At 71.0% G+C, this 20,970-nt stretch carries 19 protein-coding genes; 7 read left to right on the forward strand and 12 right to left on the reverse strand.

Annotation, left to right across the window (positions count from 1 at the left end):
* Position 1 precedes the first annotated feature (1 nt).
* The 7 genes from AB0D85_RS11800 to AB0D85_RS11830 all read right to left on the reverse strand — a co-directional run bounded on the left by AB0D85_RS11800 (position 2) and on the right by AB0D85_RS11830 (position 7,292).
* The gene (locus AB0D85_RS11800) at positions 2–1,816 is read right to left on the reverse strand and encodes an ABC transporter ATP-binding protein (protein WP_362317407.1); all 1,815 of its coding nucleotides are present in this window, start codon (positions 1,814–1,816) and stop codon (positions 2–4) included.
* A gap of 78 nt (positions 1,817–1,894) precedes the next feature.
* Positions 1,895–2,071, reverse strand: a complete 177-nt coding sequence (locus tag AB0D85_RS11805; protein ID WP_362317409.1) for a hypothetical protein — start codon at positions 2,069–2,071, stop codon at positions 1,895–1,897.
* Between the two features lie 200 nt (positions 2,072–2,271).
* Complete coding sequence (locus AB0D85_RS11810) at positions 2,272–3,063, reverse strand: FAD:protein FMN transferase (RefSeq protein WP_362317999.1); 792 nt, start codon at positions 3,061–3,063, stop codon at positions 2,272–2,274.
* Between the two features lie 4 nt (positions 3,064–3,067).
* Positions 3,068–3,886 carry an FMN-binding protein gene (locus AB0D85_RS11815; protein ID WP_362317412.1) on the reverse strand — a complete coding sequence of 273 codons (819 nt, stop codon included), beginning with the start codon at positions 3,884–3,886 and terminating at the stop codon, positions 3,068–3,070.
* 55 nt (positions 3,887–3,941) lie between these two features.
* Positions 3,942–5,324 (reverse strand): ferredoxin reductase family protein, encoded by a 1,383-nt coding sequence (locus AB0D85_RS11820; protein WP_362317415.1) that lies wholly within the window; start codon positions 5,322–5,324, stop codon positions 3,942–3,944.
* Positions 5,325–5,395: 71 nt separating this feature from the next.
* The gene (locus tag AB0D85_RS11825) at positions 5,396–5,926 is read right to left on the reverse strand and encodes an FMN-binding protein (protein ID WP_362317418.1); all 531 of its coding nucleotides are present in this window, start codon (positions 5,924–5,926) and stop codon (positions 5,396–5,398) included.
* 10 nt (positions 5,927–5,936) lie between these two features.
* Positions 5,937–7,292 carry a ferric reductase-like transmembrane domain-containing protein gene (locus tag AB0D85_RS11830; RefSeq protein ID WP_362317420.1) on the reverse strand — a complete coding sequence of 452 codons (1,356 nt, stop codon included), beginning with the start codon at positions 7,290–7,292 and terminating at the stop codon, positions 5,937–5,939.
* A 151-nt stretch (positions 7,293–7,443) separates the two neighbouring features.
* Between AB0D85_RS11830 and AB0D85_RS11835 the strand changes: the two genes are divergently transcribed.
* Together AB0D85_RS11835 and AB0D85_RS11840 are read left to right on the forward strand one after the other, a co-directional pair.
* Entirely contained in the window at positions 7,444–8,184 is a 741-nt protein-coding gene (locus tag AB0D85_RS11835) for a response regulator transcription factor (RefSeq protein WP_362318002.1), read from the forward strand.
* Positions 8,181–9,686, forward strand: a complete 1,506-nt coding sequence (locus AB0D85_RS11840) for a HAMP domain-containing sensor histidine kinase (RefSeq protein ID WP_362317423.1) — start codon at positions 8,181–8,183, stop codon at positions 9,684–9,686. The genes AB0D85_RS11835 and AB0D85_RS11840 overlap by 4 nt, the downstream gene beginning before the upstream one ends.
* Before the next feature lie 79 nt (positions 9,687–9,765).
* Here the strand turns inward: AB0D85_RS11840 and AB0D85_RS11845 are convergent, their stop codons facing one another.
* The 3 genes from AB0D85_RS11845 to AB0D85_RS11855 all read right to left on the reverse strand — a co-directional run bounded on the left by AB0D85_RS11845 (position 9,766) and on the right by AB0D85_RS11855 (position 12,063).
* On the reverse strand, positions 9,766–10,470 hold the full coding sequence (locus AB0D85_RS11845) for a L,D-transpeptidase family protein (RefSeq protein ID WP_362317426.1): 705 nt from the start codon (positions 10,468–10,470) through the stop codon (positions 9,766–9,768).
* A 3-nt stretch (positions 10,471–10,473) separates the two neighbouring features.
* Positions 10,474–11,061 carry a pyridoxamine 5'-phosphate oxidase family protein gene (locus tag AB0D85_RS11850; RefSeq protein WP_362317429.1) on the reverse strand — a complete coding sequence of 196 codons (588 nt, stop codon included), beginning with the start codon at positions 11,059–11,061 and terminating at the stop codon, positions 10,474–10,476.
* A gap of 132 nt (positions 11,062–11,193) precedes the next feature.
* The gene (locus tag AB0D85_RS11855; RefSeq protein WP_362317432.1) at positions 11,194–12,063 is read right to left on the reverse strand and encodes a hypothetical protein; all 870 of its coding nucleotides are present in this window, start codon (positions 12,061–12,063) and stop codon (positions 11,194–11,196) included.
* Positions 12,064–12,272: 209 nt separating this feature from the next.
* Here AB0D85_RS11855 and AB0D85_RS11860 point away from each other — a divergent pair, with 209 nt between their 5' ends.
* From AB0D85_RS11860 to AB0D85_RS11880, 5 genes are all read left to right on the forward strand, one after another.
* A complete protein-coding gene (locus AB0D85_RS11860) occupies positions 12,273–13,466 on the forward strand; it encodes an argininosuccinate synthase (RefSeq protein ID WP_362317435.1) in 1,194 nt (397 codons plus the stop codon).
* A 78-nt stretch (positions 13,467–13,544) separates the two neighbouring features.
* Entirely contained in the window at positions 13,545–14,978 is a 1,434-nt protein-coding gene (gene argH, locus AB0D85_RS11865; protein ID WP_362317438.1) for an argininosuccinate lyase, read from the forward strand.
* 184 nt (positions 14,979–15,162) lie between these two features.
* Positions 15,163–16,134 carry an aldo/keto reductase gene (locus AB0D85_RS11870; RefSeq protein WP_362317441.1) on the forward strand — a complete coding sequence of 324 codons (972 nt, stop codon included), beginning with the start codon at positions 15,163–15,165 and terminating at the stop codon, positions 16,132–16,134.
* A gap of 85 nt (positions 16,135–16,219) precedes the next feature.
* A complete protein-coding gene (locus AB0D85_RS11875) occupies positions 16,220–16,771 on the forward strand; it encodes a helix-turn-helix domain-containing protein (RefSeq protein WP_362317444.1) in 552 nt (183 codons plus the stop codon).
* Entirely contained in the window at positions 16,768–18,294 is a 1,527-nt protein-coding gene (locus AB0D85_RS11880; RefSeq protein WP_362317447.1) for an MFS transporter, read from the forward strand. The genes AB0D85_RS11875 and AB0D85_RS11880 overlap by 4 nt, the downstream gene beginning before the upstream one ends.
* Before the next feature lie 97 nt (positions 18,295–18,391).
* On the opposite strand, the gene AB0D85_RS11885 is transcribed toward AB0D85_RS11880, so the two are convergent.
* Together AB0D85_RS11885 and AB0D85_RS11890 are read right to left on the reverse strand one after the other, a co-directional pair.
* A complete protein-coding gene (locus tag AB0D85_RS11885; RefSeq protein WP_362317449.1) occupies positions 18,392–20,047 on the reverse strand; it encodes a multicopper oxidase family protein in 1,656 nt (551 codons plus the stop codon).
* Positions 20,048–20,238: 191 nt separating this feature from the next.
* On the reverse strand, positions 20,239–20,910 hold the full coding sequence (locus AB0D85_RS11890) for a lysophospholipid acyltransferase family protein (RefSeq protein ID WP_362317452.1): 672 nt from the start codon (positions 20,908–20,910) through the stop codon (positions 20,239–20,241).
* Between the last annotated feature and the right edge of the window lie 60 nt (positions 20,911–20,970).

Genomic DNA, 20,970 nt, shown 5'->3' on the forward strand with positions numbered 1-20,970 from the left:
CTCAGGACAGCACCGCTCCCGCGTTCAGCCGGTGCAGCCGGGCGTACGCCCCCTCGCGCCCGAGCAGCTCCGTGTGCGCGCCGTCCTCGACGACCCTGCCCCGGTCGAGCACCACGATCCGGGTGGCGTCCCGGACGGTCAGCAGATTGTGGGAGATGACGACCGTCGTCCGTCCGGCCATCAGCCGGCGCAGCGGATCCATGATCCGCCGTCCCGACCGCACGTCCAGCCCGGCCGTCGGTTCGTCCAGCAGCAGCACCGGCGCGTCCCGGATCATCGCCCGGGCGATCGCCAGCCGCTGGCACTGTCCGCCGGAGAGCGTGCGGCCGCGCTGGCCGACGAGCGTCTCGTAGCCCTCCGGGAGCCGCTCGATGAACTCGTGCGCGTCCGCGGCCCGCGCCGCCGCGACGATCTCCGCCTCCGTGGCCGCCGGCCGGCCGTAGGCGATGTTCTCGCGCACGGTGCCGTGGAAGACGAGCGTCTCCTGCAGCACCACCGCGACGTTCTCCCGCACGTCGGATAGGCTGAGCTCGCGCAGGTCGGTCCCGTCCAGGCGGACCGCGCCCCGGTCGGGGTCGTAGAACCGCAACTGCAGCTTCGCGAGCGTGGACTTGCCCGCCCCGCTCGCCCCGACCAGTGCCAGCGTCTCCCCGGGCGCCACCTGGAACGACACGTCCGACAGCGCCCAGGCCGCCGTACCGGGATAGCGGAACCACACCCCGTCGAACTCCACGTCACCCCGCGCCCGGCGGATCCGCCGCGCCCCCGGCGCCTCGGTCACCTGAGGCCGCTGGTCCAGCAGTTCGATGATCCGCTCCGCCGAGGCGGAGGCCGCGTAGAAGGTGGTGCCGAGCCCGGACAGGCCGTGCACCGGGCCGTACAGCTTGCCGATCAGCGCGAGGAACACCAGGAGCCCACCGAGCGTGAGCTGGCCCTGGGCCAGCTTCCAGGTGCCGAGGCCCAGCACCGCGAGCCCGCCCGCCACCTCGATGACCTCGACGACGGGTCCGTACACGGCCCGGATCCGTGCGGAGGCCATCGCCGCCCGGAACCTGCCGAGGCTCTCCCGCTCGAACCGGTGCGCCTCCCAGCCCTGCCGGTTGTACGCCTGGACCAGCACGACATTGCCGAGCGACTCCTCGGCGACCGCGCTGAGCGAGCCGCTGCTGCGCCTGCGCTCCCGCGACGCCTCCTTGATCAGCCGCGAGAAGTGCCGGGCGGAGCCCCAGAACAGCGGCACGATGAGGAGGGAGAGCAGGGTCAGGTCCCAGCGCAGGTAGAAGAGCAGGCCGAGGAAGACGCCCAGGCGGATCACGTAGTACAGGGCGTCCGCCACGCCCGAGAGCAGGAACGTCTCCACCGCGTCGACATCGCCGGTGACCCTGGACAGCACGTCCCCGAGCCGCCGGCGCTCGAAGAAGCCGAGCGACAGTCCCTGGACGTGCCGGAACACGTCGCAGCGCAGGGCGAGCAGGAAGTGTTCGCCGACCCAGGTGGAGGTGACGTCGTCGGCGAACCCGAGGGCTCCGGAGCAGACGACGAGCCCCAGATAGGCGGGTGCGATCCAGAGGAACGGCCGTAGATCCCGGGTGACGAGCACGTCGTCCACGACGATCTTGAAGAGCCAGAGCTCCGCGGCGTCGACGGCGGGGGCGGTCAGGCTCAGCAGGACGAGCGGCACGAGCCAGCGCCGGCCGCCGCGGGTGTACGGCCAGAACCGCCGGAACACCTCACGCGGGGAGACCGGGGGTACGGCCGCCACCACCGAGTCGGACGGGTCGCCGGTCGACAGCAGACGCCGCAGGAGATGCGCCATGACAGGAGTTCCTCGGGAACGAACGGCAGTGCGGACCGGCTGCCCCGGTCGCCGGTCCGCTCACCCTTCCCTCTGCGGTCAGTAGCCGTTGTGGCCGTGACGGTCGCCCTCGCCGTGGTCGTGCCGGTCGCCGTGACGGTCACCGTGGTCGTGGTCGTCCTCGTGGTCGTGCCCGTGACGGTCGCCGAACCGATCGTCGCCGTGGCCGCCGTGGTCCCGGTGCATCGCCGGCAACAGGTTGCTGAAGATGGCCATGGTGTTCCTCCCGAAACTTGCTTCACAGGAGATACGGCCGAAGGGGGAGCTTGGATGGCTTTTCTCGTGACAAATTGGAAAAACTTCGCGAACGGCGCGGGCAGTTCTTCGTCTGCGGGTGAGTGGGGGCTGGTCGCGCAGTTCCCCGCGCCCCTGAAGGGGCGCTTCCCGGCGCCGGCAAGCGAAACCCCCGCCCGCCCTCAACCCAAACGCGCGGCAAGTCCCCCAGTGCACCGCACCTCGTCCCCCGCCGTGATCAGCAGCCCCTCCACATCCGGCAGCGACTCCAGCCAGGCCAGCCCCTCCCGCGATCCCATCGCGAACGCCGCCGTGGCCCAGCAGTCCACCCACGTCAGACGCGGGCCCACCACCGTCACCGCCACCAGGTCCGTCACCGCCGACTTCCCGGTCCGCGGATCGACGATATGGGCGCCCCGCTCCGCCGTACCGGACGTGGCGACCGCCAGCTCCTCCACGCCCGCCGCCGAGATCACCGCGGCCAGTCCACCCGGCCGCAGGGGATCGGCGATCCCCACCCGCCACGCCCGCGTCGGCTCGGGCGCGCCGAACATCTGGACGTCGCCGCCGCCGTTGACGCTCACGCCGCGCACCCCGGCCACCTGCCGGAGGGCCTGCGCCGCGCGCTCCGCGGACCAGCCCTTCACGATCCCGGTGGGGTCGAGCCGGCCGCGGTAGCGCGTGCTGAACCAGCCGTCGCTCACCCGCTCCGCCTCGGCCGCCAGTTCCAGCACCTCGGCGACTTCGGGATCGCACGCGTCGACGCCGATCTCCCCCCGGGCCAGCCGGGACACCTGGCTGGCCTCGCGGTAGGTGCTGAACACCTCGTCGACCCGGTGCAGCCCGGCGACCGCCTCGGTGAGGGCGGCCTGTACGGCATCCGGATCCCCGCCGCGGACGTCGAAGGAGAAGACGGTCCCCATGACCTCCTCCGCATGACGTACCGCGGCGGGAGCCTCCGCGGACTCCGCCACCGCGTCAGCCACCGGCCTGGTCCAGCGCCGACTGCAGGGACTGCTTGTAGCCGGTGCTGGTGTAGGTGGCTCCGGAGACGGAGTCGATGGTGGCGTTGCCCGCCGCCACCGCCTCCTGGTTGAGCTTCGGCACGGCGAGCGCCGTCTTCTGGTCGCTGAGCCCGCCCTTGGGCGCCTGGACCGCCTCCGCCTTGGTGATCTTCCCGCCCGAGACGGTGATCCGGACCTGGACCGGCCCGTACTGGGTCTGCGCGACCTGCCCGGTCACCGTCTTGGCCTGCGCCTGCGCGGACCCCGAAGAGGACGAGGACGAGCCGGCGGACGAGCCCGTACCGGAGGACGAGGACGAGCCGGAGGACGACGAGGCCGCCTCCTTCATCTTGTCCAGCGCCGACTGCAGCGACTGCTTGTACCCGGTGCTCGTGTACGTCGCCCCGGAGACCGAGTCGATGTTCGCGCTCTGCGCCGCCACCGTCTCCTTGTTCAGCTGGGGCACCGACAGCGCGGTCTTCTGGTCGCTGGTGCCGCCCTTGGGCGCCTGGATCGCCTCGGCCTGGGTGATCTTCCCGCCGGCGACGGTCAGCCTGACCTGCACGACCCCGTACTGCGTCTGGGTCGCGTCACCGGTCACCTGCGTGGCCCCGGCGGCCCCGGTGCCGCCCTGCGGCGACTCCTGCCCGGCCGCCGCCGCGGACGGGGCCGCGCCCGCCGCCGACGCGGACGTCGGGTCCGACGACGGCTTCAGCGACAGCAGCAGCACGACGGCGGACACGGTTCCCGCGGTGGCCAGCATCACGCGCCTGATGGGGTGACTCTTCCTCATCGTTCCAGAACTCCCGATTCCCCTGGGTCCCTTGGATCCCTTGAATTCCCGTCGCTCACATCTCGAACGACTCGTGATGGATGCGGCGGGCGGGAACCCCCGCGCCGCGCAGCGCTTCGTACACTCCCTGCGCGAACCCGGGCGGGCCGCACATGAAGACGTCGTGGTTGTCGATGTCCGGGATCTTCCGCTGGAGGTTCTCCGCGGAGATGTCAGGACGCTCGCCGTCCGGGCTGTTGACCGCGTACATCAGCCGGGCCCCGCGCTCGTTGGCGATCTTCGCGAGCTCGTCCCAGAGCGCCAGGTCCTGCGTGGTGTTGGCGCGGTAGAGCAGGGTCAGGTCGCCGGCGGCGCCGGGCAGCGTCTCGAACAGCGCCCGCATGGGCGTGATCCCGACGCCGCCCGCCACCAGCAGAACCTTGCCGCGGCTGCGCCGGGACGCGGTCATCGCCCCGTACGGCCCTTCGGCCCACACCTTGGTCCCGGGCCGTAGTTCGCGCAGCCGCGCGCTGTGGTCGCCGATCGCCTTGACGGTGATCCGCAACATGTCGGGGCGGGGTGCCGCCGACAGGGAGTACGGGTGCGAGCTGAACCGCATCCCGGGCGCCAGGAACCGCCAGCGGAAGAACTGGCCGGCCTCCGCGCCCATCCGGTGCAGCTTGCGCCCGCCGATCAGCACCGACACGATGCCCGGCGTCTCCTCGATGACCGCCTCGACCCGCATCCGGTGACGGAGGTTGAGCCGGATCGGGGTGAGGATCCGGTACCAGACCACCAGCGCGGTGACGGCGCCGTACAGCCCGTACCAGAAGGTCTTGGCGATCGGCGTGAGGGCGAAGTCGTTGCCGGTGGTGATCTGGTGCCAGAACGTCAGGAACACCGCCGCGTACGTGAGCAGGTGCACGTGGTACCAGGTGTCGTACGGCAGCCTGCGCCGGACCACCCCGATCGACGTCAGGCCGATGACCACGAACAGGCCCGTGCCGATGGCGGCCTTGCCCATGTCCGGCAACTGGTTCACCGAGTCGATGGTCTGCTGGACGATGTCGTTCAGCGTCTTGCCGGCCTGCAGCGCGTAGCCCCACATGATGAGGAAGACGTGCGCGAAGACCAGGCAGAGGGTGTAGCGGCCGCTCATCGCGTGCCAGCGGGCGACGCGGTCGGAGCCGACCCGTCGCTCCAGCGCGGGCACGCGGGCCATCTGCAGCACGACGAGTGCCATCAGATATCCGGCCAACAGGCCCGTGATGCGGCCCGCGTTGAGTATCTTGCCGTTGGTGTCGGCGATGGACGGTGTGTTGTGCCACCACAGCCAGAGCACGGCCGCCGCGCCCGCCCAGACGGCGAGCAACAGCGGTACGGCCGGGGAGCGGCGCGGGCGGATGCGGCGCATCGTCTGGCGGCGGGCGGCACGTCCGCCTGCGAGTGTGGTGGTCACGGTTCCTCCGTGGGGACTTGACCCTTGGCCCACAGATACGTGCCGCACAGCCCGAGTGTTCAGAGCCCCGTTCAGAGACCCGCTGAGTCCAGTGCCGACTGGAGTGACTGCTGGTAACCCTCGCTGGTGTACGTCGCCCCGGAGACGGTGTCGATGCTCGCGCTCTGCGCCGCCAGCGCCTCGCTGCGCAGCTGCGGGAGGGCGTAGCTGTTGATCTGCTGGTCCCGGGGGTTGTCCGACGGGTACTGGAGCGCCGTGACGTCGGTGATCTTGCCGTTCTTGACGGTCACCCGGACCTGCACGGGACCCCAGCGGGTCTGGACGGTGCTCCCGGTGACGGTCTTGGCGGCGGTACTGCCGCTCCCGGACTTGCCGGATTTGCTCGACTTGCCGGACGTGCCGGAGCCGCTGCTCCCGGAACTGCTCGACGCCTGCGGTGCGGCGCTGCTCGCGCTGCTCGACGGTGCCGGCGCCACCGAGCCCGTGACCACGGTCGGGCTGGTGTGCGGCTTCAGGGCCAGCAGCATCACGATCCCGGAGACGGTGGCGGCACTCGCCAGCACGACCCGGCGCAGGGGACGGTTCTTGTTCAGTGCGTGCACGGCAGCGGCCTCACAGCTCGAAGGACTCGTGGTGGATACGGCGGTCCGGCACCCCGGCGGCACGCAGCGCGCCGTACAGCTCCTGGGCGAAGCCGTGCGGACCGCAGATGTAGACGTCGTGACCGGCGAGGCCGGGGAAGGTCGCCCGCAGCGCCTCCGCCGTGAGGGCGGGGCGTTCGCCGTACGGACCGTTGAGGGCGTACAGGACCTTGGCCCCGCGCCACCGCGCGATCGCCTCCAGCTCGGCGCCCAGCGCCAGGTCCTCCGCCGTACGCGCCCGGTAGAGCAGGGTGACCTCGCCGGGCAGCGTCTCGAACAGGGCCCGCAGCGGGGTGACCCCGACGCCGGCCGCGATCAGCAGGGACCGGTGACTGGTGGCCCGGTCCGCGGTGAGCGCGCCGTACGGCCCTTCCGCCCACACCCTGGTGCCGGGCCGCAGCAGCGGCACGGCCGCGCTGTGGTCGCCGAGCGCCTTGACGGTGATCCGCAGCAGATCGCCGCGCGGCGGCGCCGACAGGGAGTACGGCGTCGACGTCCAGCCCATGCCGTCGCCGCCGAAGAACCGCCAGCGGAAGAACTGCCCGGCCTGTGCGCCCAGTTCGCCGATCCGCCGCCCTTGCACCACGACCGAGTACACACCCGGCGCCTCCTGCTGCACGGAGTCCACGCGCAGCCGGTGCCGGAGATTGAGCCGCACCGGCGCCAGCACCCGGAACCACAGCACCAGGGCCGCGACCCCCAGGTACAGCGCGTACCAGAAGGCGGTGGCGACCGGCTTGCCGTTGAGGTCGTTGCCGAGTGCCAGCTGGTGGCCGAAGGCGAGGAAGACGGCCGCGTAGGCGAGGAGGTGGACGTAGTACCAGAACTCGTAGCTGGTACGACGGCGCACCGCCCGCGCGGAGGTGATGCCGACCGCGAAGAGGATCACCGTGCCGGCGGTGGCCTTGAGCATCTCCGGGTAGTGGAGGACGACGTCCACCGCCTCGTGGACGAGCGAGGCGTGGTCCTGGGCCGCGTACCCGCTGAGGATCAGCGCGACGTGCGCGACCAGCAGACAGACCGTGTACCGCCCGGCCATCGCATGCCACCGCGCCACCCGGTCGGAGCCGACCCGGACCTCCAGCAGCGGTACCCGGGCCATCAGACCGACGAGCACCGCACAGGAGTACCCGCACAGCAGCCCCGCTATCCGCCCCGCCCCGGTCAGCCAGCCGGCCGCGCCGACGACCGAACCGGTGTCGTACCACCACAGCCCCACCACGGCCGCCGCCCCGGCCCACAGCACGGCGAGCACGGCGCCCGCGGGGGAGCGGCGCGTGGCCACGGGCACGGCCGGGGCCGTACGCCGTTCGTCCACGGTCGTCATGAGTCGCGTCCTTTCTCCGGGTCAGGACGCCCACTGTGCAGCGCGAACTTCTGAGCGCCCTCTGAGCGGGCCCGGCTCAGCCCACTCAGAGGAAACTCAGAGCACCGGAGGTCACCTCTCGCCGCCCGCAGGAGCGATGCTGGTAAACGCGATGAACATGACCCGCTCCGGCCGCCCGGCCCTCACCCGCCCCGACGGCACCCCGCTCCGCGTCCTCGTCGTCGACGACGACCCCGACCTCGCGGAGGTGCTCACGGGTGCCCTGCGCTACGAGGGCTGGGAGGTCCGCGAGGCCGGCGACGGCGCGAGTGCGCTGGTCGCCGCCCGTGAGCTGCTGCCGGACGCGGTGGTCCTCGACGTGATGCTCCCGGACACCGACGGCTTCGCCGTGCTGCGCTCCCTGCACCAGGTCAAGCCGGACGTCTGTGTGCTCTTCCTCACGGCCCGGGACGCCGTCGAGGACCGGATCGCCGGCATCACCGCGGGCGGTGACGACTACGTGACCAAGCCCTTCAGCCTGGAGGAGGTCGTCGCCCGGCTGCGCGGACTGCTGCGCCGCGCCGGCATGGCCCGCCAGCAGGAGGACGGCCCCCGGCTGGTCGTCGGCGACCTGTCCATGGACGAGGAGGCCCGCGAGGTCACCCGGGCCGGCGAGCTGATCGAGCTCTCCCCGACCGAGTTCGAACTCCTCCGCTTCCTGATGCGCAACCCCCGCCGCGTCCTCAGCAAGGCACAGATCCTCGACCGGGTCTGGTCGTACGACTTCGGCGGCCGCGCCCATGTCGTCGAGCTGTACATCTCCTACCTGCGCAAGAAGGTGGACGCGGGCCGCGAACCCATGATCCACACGGTGCGCGGCGCGGGATACGTCCTCAAGCCGGTGACCAGGTGAATCTCCTACGACGACGCTGGCCACGGCTGCGGACCGGGCTACGGCACCTGCCCCGCCCCCGCACCCTGCGCGCCCGCCTCACCGCGGGCCTGGTCGTGCTGCTGGCGGTGAGCTGCGCGGCCGTGGGCGTCGCCGCGGTCGTCGAGCTGAACGGCTTCCTCACTGGCCGCCTCGACCAGCAGCTCCAGCAGAGCGGCCCGAGCTTTCCGCAGTCCCTCGAACACGGCAAGTACAAGCCCAGCGACCGGGACGGCGACGAGCACGGCGACACCCGCCGCCAGGCCTCCGGCACCTTCGGCGCGCGCCTCCTTAAGGGCCGGATCACCAACGCGGCCCTGATCCCGGCCAACGACGATCCGGACCTGACCGTCGGCCTCACCGCACACGACCGCGCGCTCCTGGCCGGGGTCCCGGTGGACGGCAGGGGACACACGGTCCACCTCCGGTCGATCGGCGCCTACCGGCTCATGGCCTGGACCGGCCTGGACGGCGACGTCCTGATGACCGGTCTGCCCCTGGAGCCGGTCCGGGCCACCGTGCACCGCCTGGAACTGGTCGCCGCCGCGGTCTTCGGCCTCGCCCTGGCCGTGGCCGGGGTGGCCGGCGCCTTCTGGGTCCGCTGGTCCCTGCGCCCGCTGAGCCGGGTGGCGGCGACGGCGACCAGGGTCAGCGAGCTCCCGCTCGCCAGCGGCGAGGTGGCCCTGCCGCCCCGCGCCCCCGAGACGGACCCCCGCGGCGAGGTCGGCCAGGTGGCCACCGCCTTCAACCGCATGCTGGGCCACGTCGAGGACGCCCTCACCAAACGCCACGCCAGCGAGGAACGCCTGCGCACCTTCGCGGCCGACGCCAGCCACGAACTGCGCACCCCGGTCGCCTCGGTCCGCGGCCACGCGGAACTGGCGCTGCTGCACCCCGGCCCGGTACCGCCCGAGGTCACCCGGGCCCTGGACCGCATCGCCGCCGAGTCCTCCCGCATGGGCGAGATGGTCGACGACCTCCTCCTGCTGGCCCGCCTGGACGCGGGCCGCCCCCTGGAACGCGAGCCGGTCGACCTCACCCACCTGATCCTGGACGCGGTCACGGACGCGCGGGCCGCGGGCCCCGACCACCGCTGGACCCTGGACCTCCCCGAGGACCCGGTGACGGTCCCGGGCGACACCCACCGCCTCCAACAGGTACTGGCCAACCTCCTGGCCAACGCCCGTCTGCACACCCCCGCGGGCACGAAGGTGACGGTGCTGCTGGAGCAGGAGGACGGGGCGGCGCTCCTCCGCGTCCACGACGACGGCCCCGGCATCCCGAAGGACATCCAGCCGGGCGTCTTCGAACGCTTCACGAGGGCGGAACACCGCCGCCGCCAGGACGCGACAGGGGCGGGCGCGGGCCTGGGCCTGTCGATCGTGGCGGCGGTGGTGGAGGCACACGGGGGGACGGTGACGTTGGAAAGCGCCCCAGGATCGACGACGTTCACGGTCCGGCTTGCGGCCGGTAGAGATACCTAGGGGCGCGGGGAACTGCGCGACCAGCCCAGGACGGCCCGCACCCGCCGTCACTGCGCACCTCCACGGCGAAGCAGCGATCTCAATACCGGGTAAGAGCCGTATCCCCGCTCACCGTCCCGATGGCAATGTGCGGTCCCTTCCCCGGATCCGCCCACTGCAGAATCCGCCGCATCGCATCCACCGGCACCGACACACACCCGGCCGTAGCCCCCGCCCCGTTGACATGCAGAAAGATCCCGGCCCCCCGCCCCCGCACGGGCTGCTGGTAGTTGAACCCGATCACCAGGGCATACGCATACTGCGTCGTGTACGACGCCAGCTTCTCCGACTCCGAGGCCCGGCAGTCGCCCGGCAAGGGCTCGACCCAGCGGTTGTAGGCGCCGGAGTCGTTGTCCTGGCACCACCACGAATTCGCGGTCACCGCCCGGTACTCGACGGCGGTCCCCGCCGGCGCCGCCTGGAGACCGAACCCGAACGGAAGGTCGTACAACCCCGTAGGGGTCGTGTTCGTGCCCTGTTGCCGCTTGACCCCCTCGACCAGCCCCTTCGCCCCGAAGCGGGCGTCGGCGGACCCCACCTTCACCCACGCCCCGTCCCGCCGCTCCCACCACGTGAGCGTCCCCGACGTCGAGCTCGGCGCCTCCGCCTCCGCGGTGATGAGCTGGCTGCCGCCCCCCGTGTCGGCCATCCGCACGGGCAGCGGTGACGAGTCCCCGTCCCCCGGTGCCGCACCGAGCAGGAGCAGGGACGCGGACACCAGGGTGACGACGACACGTGGACGCATGGCTCAGACGGTAGACGGGGGAAGCGGCAACGGCAGCCCGGGTAGGCCGTCCAGGCTCACCGCGATGTGGTCCTTGCGCTCGAAGTACGCGCTCAGCGAGGCGTCGTCCTCGCGCGCGAAGCGCTTCCCGTGCAGCTCGCGGTCGGCCTCGTACGCCATGTAGGGGACCGCGTATCCGCAGCTGTCCCGGATGAGTTCGGCGTGGACGACGATGACGGCGCGCAGGCCGTGCTGGGCCAGGTCGATGTCGGGGAAACGGGTGAGGAGTTCCTTGAAGCGGGGGTCGTCCCGGAAGACCGCCTCGCCGCGCCCGTGCACCCGCACGATGTTCGGCGGGCCCTGGAACGCGCACCACATCAGGGTGATGCGGCCGTTCTCCCGCAGATGGGCGATGGTCTCGGCGTTGGAGCCGGCGAAGTCCAGATACGCCAGGGTGAGTTCGTCGAGGACCACGAAGGAGCCCTTGAGGCCCTTGGGGGAGAGGTTGACCGTGCCGTCGCCCGCGAGCGGGGCGGTGGCGGTGAAGAACAGGGGCTGTTCCTCGATGAACGTGCGGAGCCTGCCGTCGATGCGCTCATAGGTCTTTCCCATACCTCGGGATTATCGACGCGGCTACTTCGCTTGTCTAAGTAATTGCCGTGGGAAGTTTCGGGTTCCGGACAGGCTCCACTGTGGCCGCCCCGGCCGGCGCTGAACACGGGGCGGCCACAGCTGCCTGTCACGTCACTTGGTGAGCGTGCAGGCGGCCAGGGAGTCGAGGCCGGTCGGCTTGGTCGACGTACGGCCGATCGCGATGGCGATCCGGTCGATCGTCGACTTCCGCTTGTCCGCCAGCGGGCCGAGGATCGCGTTCTGCACGAAGTTCGGGCCGCCCTGGCCGACCGTGGTCTGGAGCCGGTTGTTGGCCTCGTCGATCTGGGTCTGCAGCAGGGTGAGGTTGCGGGTGACCTCGGCCTGCGCGGACGCGGGGATCGCCGGGAGCTGCGAGGCGACGTCGGGGCAGGTGATCGTGCCCACCGCGCTGTTGGTGGTGCCCGTGCCGGTGCTGCCGGTCGACTGCTGCTGGGTCGCCGCCGTGCTCGGCGTGGCCGAGGCCGCGGTCGAGCCCGTCGCCGTACCGCTGCCCGTGTTCGTGCTGGTCCCGCTCGCGTTCAGGGTGCACGGCGCGAGCGCGTCCAGGCCGGTCGGCTTGGCGGCCGTACGGCCGATCGCCGTCGCGATCCGGTTGACGGTGGCGACGCGCTTGTCCTTCAGGGGGCCGAGGATCGCGTTGTTGACGAAGTTCGGTCCGCCCTGGCCCACCGTGTCGACCAGCCGCTTGTTGGCCTCCTGGATCTGCGTCTGGAGCAGAGTGAGGTTGCGGGTGACCTCGGCCTGAGCGGACGCGGGGATCGCCGGCAGCTTGGAGGCGACGTCCGGGCAGGTGATCGTGCCGGGACTGGAGAGGGTGCGGGCGTTCGTGGTGTCGCTGCTCTTGTCCGGGGTCCCGGCGAGGGCCGAACCGGCGATGACCGCCCCGGACAGCACCACCGCGGCAGCGCCGCCGATGAGCGCGACGCGACGCTTGTTGTACTTCGGAAGAGCCCTGGACATACGGATGCCTCACTTGGGTCAGAGGTGGGTTTACAAACGCGGCGCCTGCGTTCAGGCATGGGTACGGGAAAGCGATTTCGTTTGTTCAAACCTCTTTCACATCTCTTCCGCTCTCTTCCGCGGGAGGTCCCGGGGAGGGCTGGATTGACGAATCATGCAGAGCTCTGCATACTCATGCATAGCAAGCGGATGTACGTGAGGAGGGACCCATGACCGAGCGCGTCGTACTCGCCTACTCGGGCGGACTGGACACCTCCGTCGCCATCGGCTGGATCGCCGAGGAGACGGGCGCCGAGGTCATCGCCGTCGCGGTGGACGTCGGCCAGGGCGGTGAGGACCTGGACGTCATCCGCAAGCGCGCCCTCGCCTGCGGTGCGGTCGAGGCCGAGGTCGCCGACGCCAGGGACGAGTTCGCCGAGGAGTACTGTCTCCCGGCGATCAGGGCCAACGCCCTCTACATGGACCGCTACCCGCTGGTCTCCGCCCTCTCCCGGCCGACGATCGTCAAGCACCTGGTCGCCGCCGCCCGCAAGCACGGCGCCGGCACGGTCGCCCACGGCTGCACCGGCAAGGGCAACGACCAGGTCCGCTTCGAGGCCGGCATCGTCGCCCTCGCCCCCGACCTCACCTGCATCGCCCCGGTCCGCGACTACGCGATGACCCGGGACAAGGCCATCGCCTTCTGCGAGGCGAAGAACCTCCCGATCGCGACCACCAAGAAGTCCCCGTACTCCATCGACCAGAACGTCTTCGGCCGCGCCGTCGAGACCGGCTTCCTGGAAGACATCTGGAACGGCCCGATCGAGGACATCTACGAGTACACGCAGAACCCGGCCACCCCGCGCGAGGCCGACGAGGTGATCGTCACCTTCGAGCAGGGCGCCCCGGTCGCGATCGACGGCAGGCCCGTCACCGTCCTCCAGGCGATCCAGGAGCTCAACGAGCGCGCCGGCGCCCAGGGCGTCGGCCGGATCGACATGGTCGAGGACCGCCTGGTGGGCATCAAGTCCCGCGAGGTGTACGAGGCGCCGGGCGCGATCGCGCTCATCACGGCCCACCAGGAACTGGAGAACGTCACCGTCGAGCGCGAACTCGCCCGCTACAAGCGGCAGGTGGAGCAGCGCTGGGGCGAACTCGTCTACGACGGCCAGTGGTTCTCCCCGCTCAAGCGCGCCCTGGACGGCTTCGTCAACGAGGCGAACCAGCATGTCACCGGCGACATCCGGATGACCCTGCACGGCGGCCGCGCGGTCGTCACCGGCCGCCGCTCCGGGTCCTCCCTCTACGACTTCAACCTCGCCACGTACGACACCGGCGACACCTTCGACCAGGCGGCGGCCAAGGGCTTCATCGACCTCTACAGCCTGTCGTCGAAGATCGCCGCCAAGCGTGACCTCGCGTAACCAGTAGCGTGACCACCGCCTCCCCGTTCATGGCCGGGGAGGCGGTGCCACATCCGTATCTCTCTAGGAGCGACGCAAGTGAGCAGCAACAGCGGTGACGTACGGCTCTGGGGCGGACGTTTCGCCGACGGTCCCGCCGAGGCCCTGGCGAAACTGTCCGCGTCCGTCCACTTCGACTGGCGGCTCGCGCCCTACGACATCGCCGGTTCGCGTGCCCACGCGCGCGTGCTGCACAAGGCGGGCCTGCTCACCGAGGACGAACTCCAGCGCATGATCGCCGGTCTCGACCAGCTGGAGGCCGACGTCGCCGACGGCTCCTTCGTCGGCACGATCGCCGACGAGGACGTCCACACCGCCCTGGAGCGCGGCCTCCTGGAGCGCCTCGGCCCCGACCTCGGCGGCAAGCTGCGGGCCGGCCGCTCCCGCAACGACCAGGTCGCGACCCTCTTCCGGATGTACCTCCGCGACCACGCCCGCACCATCGGCGGCCTGATCGCCGACCTCCAGGACGCCCTGATCGGCCTCGCGGAGGCCCACCCGGGCGTGGCGATGCCCGGCCGCACCCACCTCCAGCACGCCCAGCCGGTCCTCTTCGCCCATCACGTCCTGGCCCACGTCCAGTCCCTGTCCCGGGACGCGGAGCGGCTGCGCCAGTGGGACGACCGCACGGCCGTCTCCCCGTACGGCTCCGGCGCGCTCGCCGGCTCCTCCCTGGGCCTGGACCCGGAGGCGGTGGCGGCCGACCTCGGCTTCGAGCACGGCAGCGTCGGCAACTCCATCGACGGCACGGCCTCCCGCGACTTCGTGGCGGAGTTCGCCTTCATCACGGCGATGATCGGCGTGAACCTCTCCCGGATCGCCGAGGAGATCATCATCTGGAACACGAAGGAGTTCTCCTTCGTGACCCTGCACGACGCGTTCTCCACGGGCTCGTCGATCATGCCCCAGAAGAAGAACCCGGACATCGCGGAGCTGGCGCGCGGCAAGTCGGGACGCCTGATCGGCAACCTCACCGGTCTCATGGCCACCCTGAAGGCCCTGCCCCTCGCCTACAACCGCGACCTCCAGGAGGACAAGGAGCCGGTCTTCGACTCCTGCGACCAGCTGGAGGTGTTGCTCCCCGCGTTCACCGGGATGATGGCCACCCTCACGGTCAACCGCGACCGCATGGAGGAACTGGCCCCGGCCGGCTTCTCCCTGGCCACCGACATCGCCGAGTGGCTGGTCAAGCAGGGCGTGCCCTTCCGGGTCGCCCACGAGGTCGCCGGCGAGTGCGTCAAGGCGGCGGAGGCCGAGAACAAGGAACTCGACGAACTGACGGACGACCAGTTCGGGAAGATCTCCGCCCACCTGACCCCCGAGGTCCGCTCGGTCCTCAACGTCCCGGGGGCGCTGGCTTCGCGTGATGGCCGAGGCGGCACGGCTCCCAGCGCGGTCGCGATCCAGCTGACGGAGGTCAAGGCGAACGTGGCGCAGCAGCACGAGTGGGCAGAAGCCAAGAAGCAGGCCTGAGGGAAGCGCCCCGTCAGGGGCGCGGGGCGTAGTCGATATGCGGCTCCGCCGCGTGGGCGCGAGAAACCACGACGCACCCGCACCCGCCGACGCACCGAACCCCCCGAGCTGAACGCCGAACCGAAGGTCATCGCGGGTTACGTTGGTCAACAGCCCGACGCAGCCGACCGAAACGGACCCCGCGATGCCCTTCGCCCGACTGGCAACAGCAACGACCCCGACCTGCCACATCGGCCTCGGCCTCGCCGCAGTCGGCCGCCCCGGCTACATCAACCTCAACCGCGACGAGGACCTCGGAGAGAACCGCACCGTAGAAGCCCTCCGCACCCGCACCCACGAACTCCTCGACGCCGCCTACGCCCAGGGCGTCCGCTACTTCGACGTGGCCCGCTCCTACGGCCGCTCCGAGGAGTTCCTCGCCGACTGGCTCACCGCCCACCCCGGCATCGACGACGTGGTCGTCGGCAGCAAGTGGGGCTACACCTACACCGCCGACTGGACCACGGACGCCGAGAAGCACGAGGTCAAGGACCACAGCGTCCGGACCTACGACCGCCAGCGCGCCGAGACCGCCGAACTCCTCGGCGACCGCCTCGACCTCTACCAGATCCACTCGGTGACCCCGGACAGCCCCGCCCTCACCGACAGGGAACTCCACGCCAAGCTGGCGGAAGCCGCCGCCCAAGGCCTCACCGTCGGGTTCTCCACCAGCGGCCCGGCCCAGGCCGACGCGATCCGCGCCGCCCTCGCCGTCACGGTCGGCGGCGAGCCCCTCTTCCGTACCGTCCAGTCGACGTACAACGCCCTGGAGACCTCGGCCGGCCCCGCCCTCGCCGAGGCGCACGACGCCGGACTGACGGTGATCGTGAAGGAGGGCATGGCCAACGGCCGCCTGGCCGCCCCGCACGCCCCCGACGCCCTAAAGGCCGTGGCCGAGCAGACCGGCCTCGGCTGCGACGCCGTCGCCCTCGCGGTCGTACTGCGTCAGCCCTGGGCCGGAGTCGTCCTCTCCGGCGCGGCGACCCTCACCCAGCTCGCCTCCAACCTGCACGCGGCCGCGGTCGACCTCGAAACGGACCAGCTGACCCGCCTGGCCACGCTCGCCGAGGACCCGCACGTCTACTGGGAGCGCCGCGGCAGCCTGCCCTGGCACTGACCCGAAAACACGGCTGACCTGCGCCGACTGAGTCATGCATGCCTATGGTGAGACAATTGTGTCTCACATGGGCTACTCTTGTCTCATGGCCCTCGATCGTGACCATGTCCTGCGCAGTGCAGCCGCCCTGCTGACCCGTAAATCGACCGCGACCATGGACGAGGTCGCCAAGGCCGCCGGGATCAGCCGCGCCACCCTGCACCGGCACTTCGCCGGGCGGGACGCGCTCGTGCGCGCGCTGGAGGCGCTCGGCATCGAGGAGTGCGAGGCGGCCCTGGACGCGGCCCGCCTGGACGAGGGCCCGGCGGCCGACGCCGTGCACCGCCTGGTCCGCGAGATCGAACCGGCCGCCGCCCTGCTGGCCTTCCTCTACACCGAGAACCAGCTGTTCGAGGGTGAGGGACAGAACCAGGGCTGGGCCCGGATCGACGACCGCATCGCGACCCTCTTCAGACGTGGCCAGCGAAGCGGCGAGTTCCGTATCGACCTCACGCCCGCCTGGCTCACCGAAGCGCTGTACGGCCTGCTGGCCTCCGCCGCCTGGGCGGTCTCCGAAGGCCGCGTCGCCCCCAAGGACTTCACCCACATGATCGTCGAGCTGTTGCTCGGCGGCGCACGACGAAGAGAGGAATCATGACCAGCACCGTGCGGCCGACGCGGATCACGGAGACGGAAGAGGAGCGCCCGGGCCGCTGGCTCGCGCTCGCCGTCCTCGTGCTCGCCGTGCTGCTGGTAGCCGTGGACGCGACCGTCCTCGGCCTCGCGACCCCCTACATCAGCGAAGACCTCAACCCCTCCGGCACCCAGCTGCTCTGGATCGGCGACGTCTACTCGTTCGTCATCGCCGGTCTGCTCGTGTCCATGGGCAGCCTCGGCGACCGCATCGGCCGCAAGCGGATCCTGCTCGGCGGCGCGACGGCGTTCGGTGCGATATCCGTCCTGAACGCCTATGCGACGACCCCGGGGATGATGATCGCGGCCCGCGCCCTGCTGGGCGTCGCGGGCGCGACCCTGATGCCCGCCACCCTCGCCCTGATCCGCAACCTCTTCCACGACCCGCGCGAGCGCAGCCTCGCCGTCGGCATCTGGGGCGCCGCCGCCTCCGCCGGTACGGCCGTCGGCCCGATCGTGGGCGGCTTCCTGCTCGAACACTTCTGGTGGGGTTCGGTCTTCCTCATCAACCTGCCGGTGATGGCGGTCCTGGTCCTCGTCGGCATCAGGACGCTCCCCGAGTCCCGCAACCCCGACCCCGGCCCCTGGGACCTGATCAGCGTCGTGCTCTCGCTGGTCGGCATGATCGCGGTCGTGTACGCGGTGAAGGAGGCCGCTACCCACGGTCTCACCGGAGTGACCGCGGGCGCCGCCCTCCTCGGCGCCGCCGCCCTCTACGGCTTCGTCCATCGCCAGCTCACCATGCCCAAGCCCCTGTTGGACATGCGGCTGTTCCGCGGGCGCGGCTTCAGCGGTGCGGTCCTCGCCGACCTGCTCACCGTGCTCGGCATGTCGGGCCTGGTGTTCTTCCTCTCCCAGTACCTGCAACTGGTCCAGGGCAGGCGCCCGTTCGAGGCCGGTCTGGCCGAACTCCCCGCGGCGGTCGGCGCGGTGGCGGCGGGCCTGGTGGCCGGCCGGGCCGCCCGCCGCTACTCGGTACGGCTGGTGGTCTCCGGCGGCCTGGCGGCCGTCGGCGTGGCCCTCGCGGTGCTGACCACCCTCTCCCGGTCCACCGGCTACCCGATCCTCGGCGCCGCCCTCCTGGTGGTCGGCATCGGCGCGGGCTTCTCCTTCACGGTCACGGCGGACGTCATCCTCTCCAGCGTCCCCAAGGACCAGGCGGGCGCCGCCTCGGCGGTCTCCGAGACGGCGTACGAACTGGGCGCGGCCCTGGGCATCGCCCTGCTGGGGTCGATCGTGATGGGCGTCTACCGGGACTTCGCGGGCCCGACGGGCACCCCGGCCGCCGCCCGCGAGTCCCTCGGGGCGGCGGTGGAGGCGTCGAAGACCATGCCGGCCCATACGGCGACGGAGATGCTGACAGCGGCCCGCGACTCCTTCACCCACGGCCTGCACCTGGCATCGGGCGCGGGCGCGGCAGTCCTCCTGGCAACGGCGGCGGCAGCCTGGTTCCTGCTACGGAATCAACGGCTGGAGAGCGCCCCGTAAGGGGCGCGGGGCCGTATCCGATATGCGGCTACCGCCGCGTGGGCGCGACCAGCCCCCACCCACCCGCGCCCGGCGAACGACCGAAGTCCCCCGAACCTCACTTCTTGTAACCGAGCACCGTCATCATCCCGCTCTCCGAGTGGTACTGGTTGTGACAGTGCAGCATCCACAACCCGGGGTTGTCCGCATCGAAGTCGAGCACCAGCTTCCGGTGCGGCAGCACGATCGTCGTGTCCTTGCGCGCCCCCGCCGAGCTGATCCCGGTGACGGAGAACGTGTGCCCGTGCAGATGCATCGGATGCCACATGTCCGTCGCGTTGACGAGCGTCAGCCGTACCCGCTCACCGGCCCGCACGGCATGCCGCTGCCGCACGTCGTACGCCTTGTGGTCGAACCCCCAGTTGTACCGCTGCATCGTGCCCGTGATCCTGATCAGCAGGTCGCGGTCGGGCACCCGGTCGTCCATGGCGACGGAGTCGGCCGGCAGCAGGCGGCGCGCCGGGACGCACTCACGGTCCAGTTCGGCGGGGCGGACATCCGGCGCCGGAAGGTTTCTTCCCTTGTCGGTGCGGAGAATCGCGAGCGCCTTGCCCGGCTTGCCCTCGGCGAGTGCGACCAGGGGGAAGACGCCGTCCTTGACGGTGACGAGGACGTCGTAGCGCTCGGCCATGCCGATCAGCAGGGCGTCCGTCCGCTGGTGCTTCACGGGATAGCCGTCGGTGTGGGTGATGGTCATGGCGTGGCCGCCGAGCGCGACCCGGAAGGCCGTTTCGGAGCCCGCGTTGATGATGCGGATCCGGACCCGGTCGCCGGGCTTGCAGCGGAAGACGGAGGGGTCGGTGCGCAGGCGCCCGTTGGCCAGGTAGTGCGGGTAGGCGACGTTGCCGCCCTCGCCGTGGAGCATGGCGCTGTGGGAGTTCCGCAGCACCCGGTCGGGACCCGTCGACTTGGACTTGGACGTGGACTTGGACGTGGACTTGGACGGCGACGCGGACGCATGCGCGTGCGCCGACCCGCGGGGGCTCGGGCTGTCGCGGCCGGGGCCCATGCCCATGCCCATTCCCATGGATCCGCCCGGCTTGAGCTGGGCGATCACCTGGTCGGGGGTGGAGCCGTCGATGCCGTCGACCCAGTCGTCCAGGACGACGATCCACTCCTTGTCGTAGGCGAGGGGCTCGCGCGGGTCGTCGACGATGAACGGCGCGTACAGGGCGCGGTCGGGCTGCATGCCGACGTGGGAGTGGAGCAGATACGTGCCGGGGTGCTTGGCCACGAAGCGGTAGATGAAGTCCGTCCCCGCCTCGATGGGCGCCTGGGTCAGGTCCGGAGCGCCGTCCATGTCGTTGCGCAGGCGCACCCCGTGGGCATGCAGTGTGGTCTTCTCGGCCAGATGGTTGGCCAGGGTCAGGCTGAGGACGTCACCGGCGGTGACACGCACCAGCGGACCCGGGACCGACTCGTTGTACGCCCAGCTGTGGACGGACTTCCCGCCCAGATCCAGCATGCTCTCGGCGGCCGTGAACCTGACCATCCGGACGGGCCCTGCCCCGCGCTTCCGCTCGGCCGCCAGCACCTCCGGGTCCGACGGGTTGACGTACCCCTTGGGCCCCTGGGGCACGAACGCTCCGGTGCCGGCCATGTGTTGCGGGCCGGAGCGGGGTTCGGAGCCGGAGTCGGAACATGACGCGAGGAGCCCCGCGCCTGCGACAGCGAACGGAGCACGGAGCAGGGTACGCCGAGAAGGTTTCTGCATGTCTGAATAAGACATGCTGTGTGACCATATGGCCGGTAAATACGAAGGAATGACCGAAGTGTCGGGCCAGATTCAACCGGCAGGCGGACGGCGGACGGACGGCGGACGAAGGTCAGGCGGACGGCAGACAGAGGGGCACGGACCGTCGGTCCGTGCCCCTCCGCCGAAAGAGTGTCAGACGCCCTCGGTCGTCAGGCGGCCTTCGCCTTCGTGGCGTACATGTCCACGTACTCCTGCCCCGACAGCCGCATGACCTCGGCCATCACCGAGTCCGTCACGGCCCGCAGCACATAGCGGTCCCGGTCCATCCCCTCGTACCGCGAGAACTCCATGGCCTCGCCGAACCGGACGGTGACCCGGCCCGGCCGCGGCAGGCCCGAGCCGCCCGGCTGCAGCTTGTCGGTGCCGATCATCGCGAACGGCACCACCGGCGCGCCGGTCATCAGCGTCAGCCGCGCGATACCGGTACGGCCCCGGTACAGCCGGCCGTCGGGGGAGCGGGTGCCCTCCGGGTAGATCCCGAAGACCCGGCCCTCGTCCAGGACCCGCTTGCCGGTCATCAGCGCGGCGACACCGCCGCTCGCGCCGTCCCGGTCCACCGGGATCATGCCGACGCCGGTGAAGAACCAGGCCATCAGCCGGCCCTTGAGACCCTTCCCGGTGACGTACTCGTCCTTGCCGATGAAGAACACCTGCCGCTTGCTGACCAGCGGCAGGATCATCGAGTCGATGAAGGTCAGATGGTTGCCGGCGAGGATGACCGGACCGTCCCCCGGGATGTGCTCCACGCCTTCCACCCGGGGGCGGAACATCAGGCGCATGATCGGTCCGAGCACTGCCTTGATGAGCGCGAAGCGGGACAACGGGTCCTCCGATGTCGAGGGGCGGGATGAGTCTGTGCAGGTGAGGACATTACTCGCGGC

The sequence above is a fragment of the Streptomyces sp. NPDC048277 genome (genome assembly GCF_040652235.1).
In the GTDB taxonomy this organism is placed as follows: domain Bacteria; phylum Actinomycetota; class Actinomycetes; order Streptomycetales; family Streptomycetaceae; genus Streptomyces.

Excerpts from the sequence above, each read along its gene's own strand:
- AB0D85_RS11800 (WP_362317407.1), bottom strand. The coding sequence starts at position 1,816 with ATGGCGCATCTCCTGCGGCGTCTGCTGTCGACCGGCGACCCGTCCGAC.
- AB0D85_RS11875 (WP_362317444.1), top strand. The coding sequence starts at position 16,220 with ATGGCCCTCGATCGTGACCATGTCCTGCGCAGTGCAGCCGCCCTGCTG.
- AB0D85_RS11880 (WP_362317447.1), top strand. The coding sequence starts at position 16,768 with ATGACCAGCACCGTGCGGCCGACGCGGATCACGGAGACGGAAGAGGAG.
- AB0D85_RS11855 (WP_362317432.1), bottom strand. The coding sequence starts at position 12,063 with ATGTCCAGGGCTCTTCCGAAGTACAACAAGCGTCGCGTCGCGCTCATC.
- AB0D85_RS11815 (WP_362317412.1), bottom strand. The coding sequence starts at position 3,886 with ATGAGGAAGAGTCACCCCATCAGGCGCGTGATGCTGGCCACCGCGGGA.
- AB0D85_RS11805 (WP_362317409.1), bottom strand. The coding sequence starts at position 2,071 with ATGGCCATCTTCAGCAACCTGTTGCCGGCGATGCACCGGGACCACGGC.
- AB0D85_RS11885 (WP_362317449.1), bottom strand. The coding sequence starts at position 20,047 with ATGCAGAAACCTTCTCGGCGTACCCTGCTCCGTGCTCCGTTCGCTGTC.
- AB0D85_RS11870 (WP_362317441.1), top strand. The coding sequence starts at position 15,163 with ATGCCCTTCGCCCGACTGGCAACAGCAACGACCCCGACCTGCCACATC.
- AB0D85_RS11845 (WP_362317426.1), bottom strand. The coding sequence starts at position 10,470 with ATGCGTCCACGTGTCGTCGTCACCCTGGTGTCCGCGTCCCTGCTCCTG.
- AB0D85_RS11835 (WP_362318002.1), top strand. The coding sequence starts at position 7,444 with ATGAACATGACCCGCTCCGGCCGCCCGGCCCTCACCCGCCCCGACGGC.
- AB0D85_RS11830 (WP_362317420.1), bottom strand. The coding sequence starts at position 7,292 with ATGACGACCGTGGACGAACGGCGTACGGCCCCGGCCGTGCCCGTGGCC.
- AB0D85_RS11850 (WP_362317429.1), bottom strand. The coding sequence starts at position 11,061 with ATGGGAAAGACCTATGAGCGCATCGACGGCAGGCTCCGCACGTTCATC.
- AB0D85_RS11860 (WP_362317435.1), top strand. The coding sequence starts at position 12,273 with ATGACCGAGCGCGTCGTACTCGCCTACTCGGGCGGACTGGACACCTCC.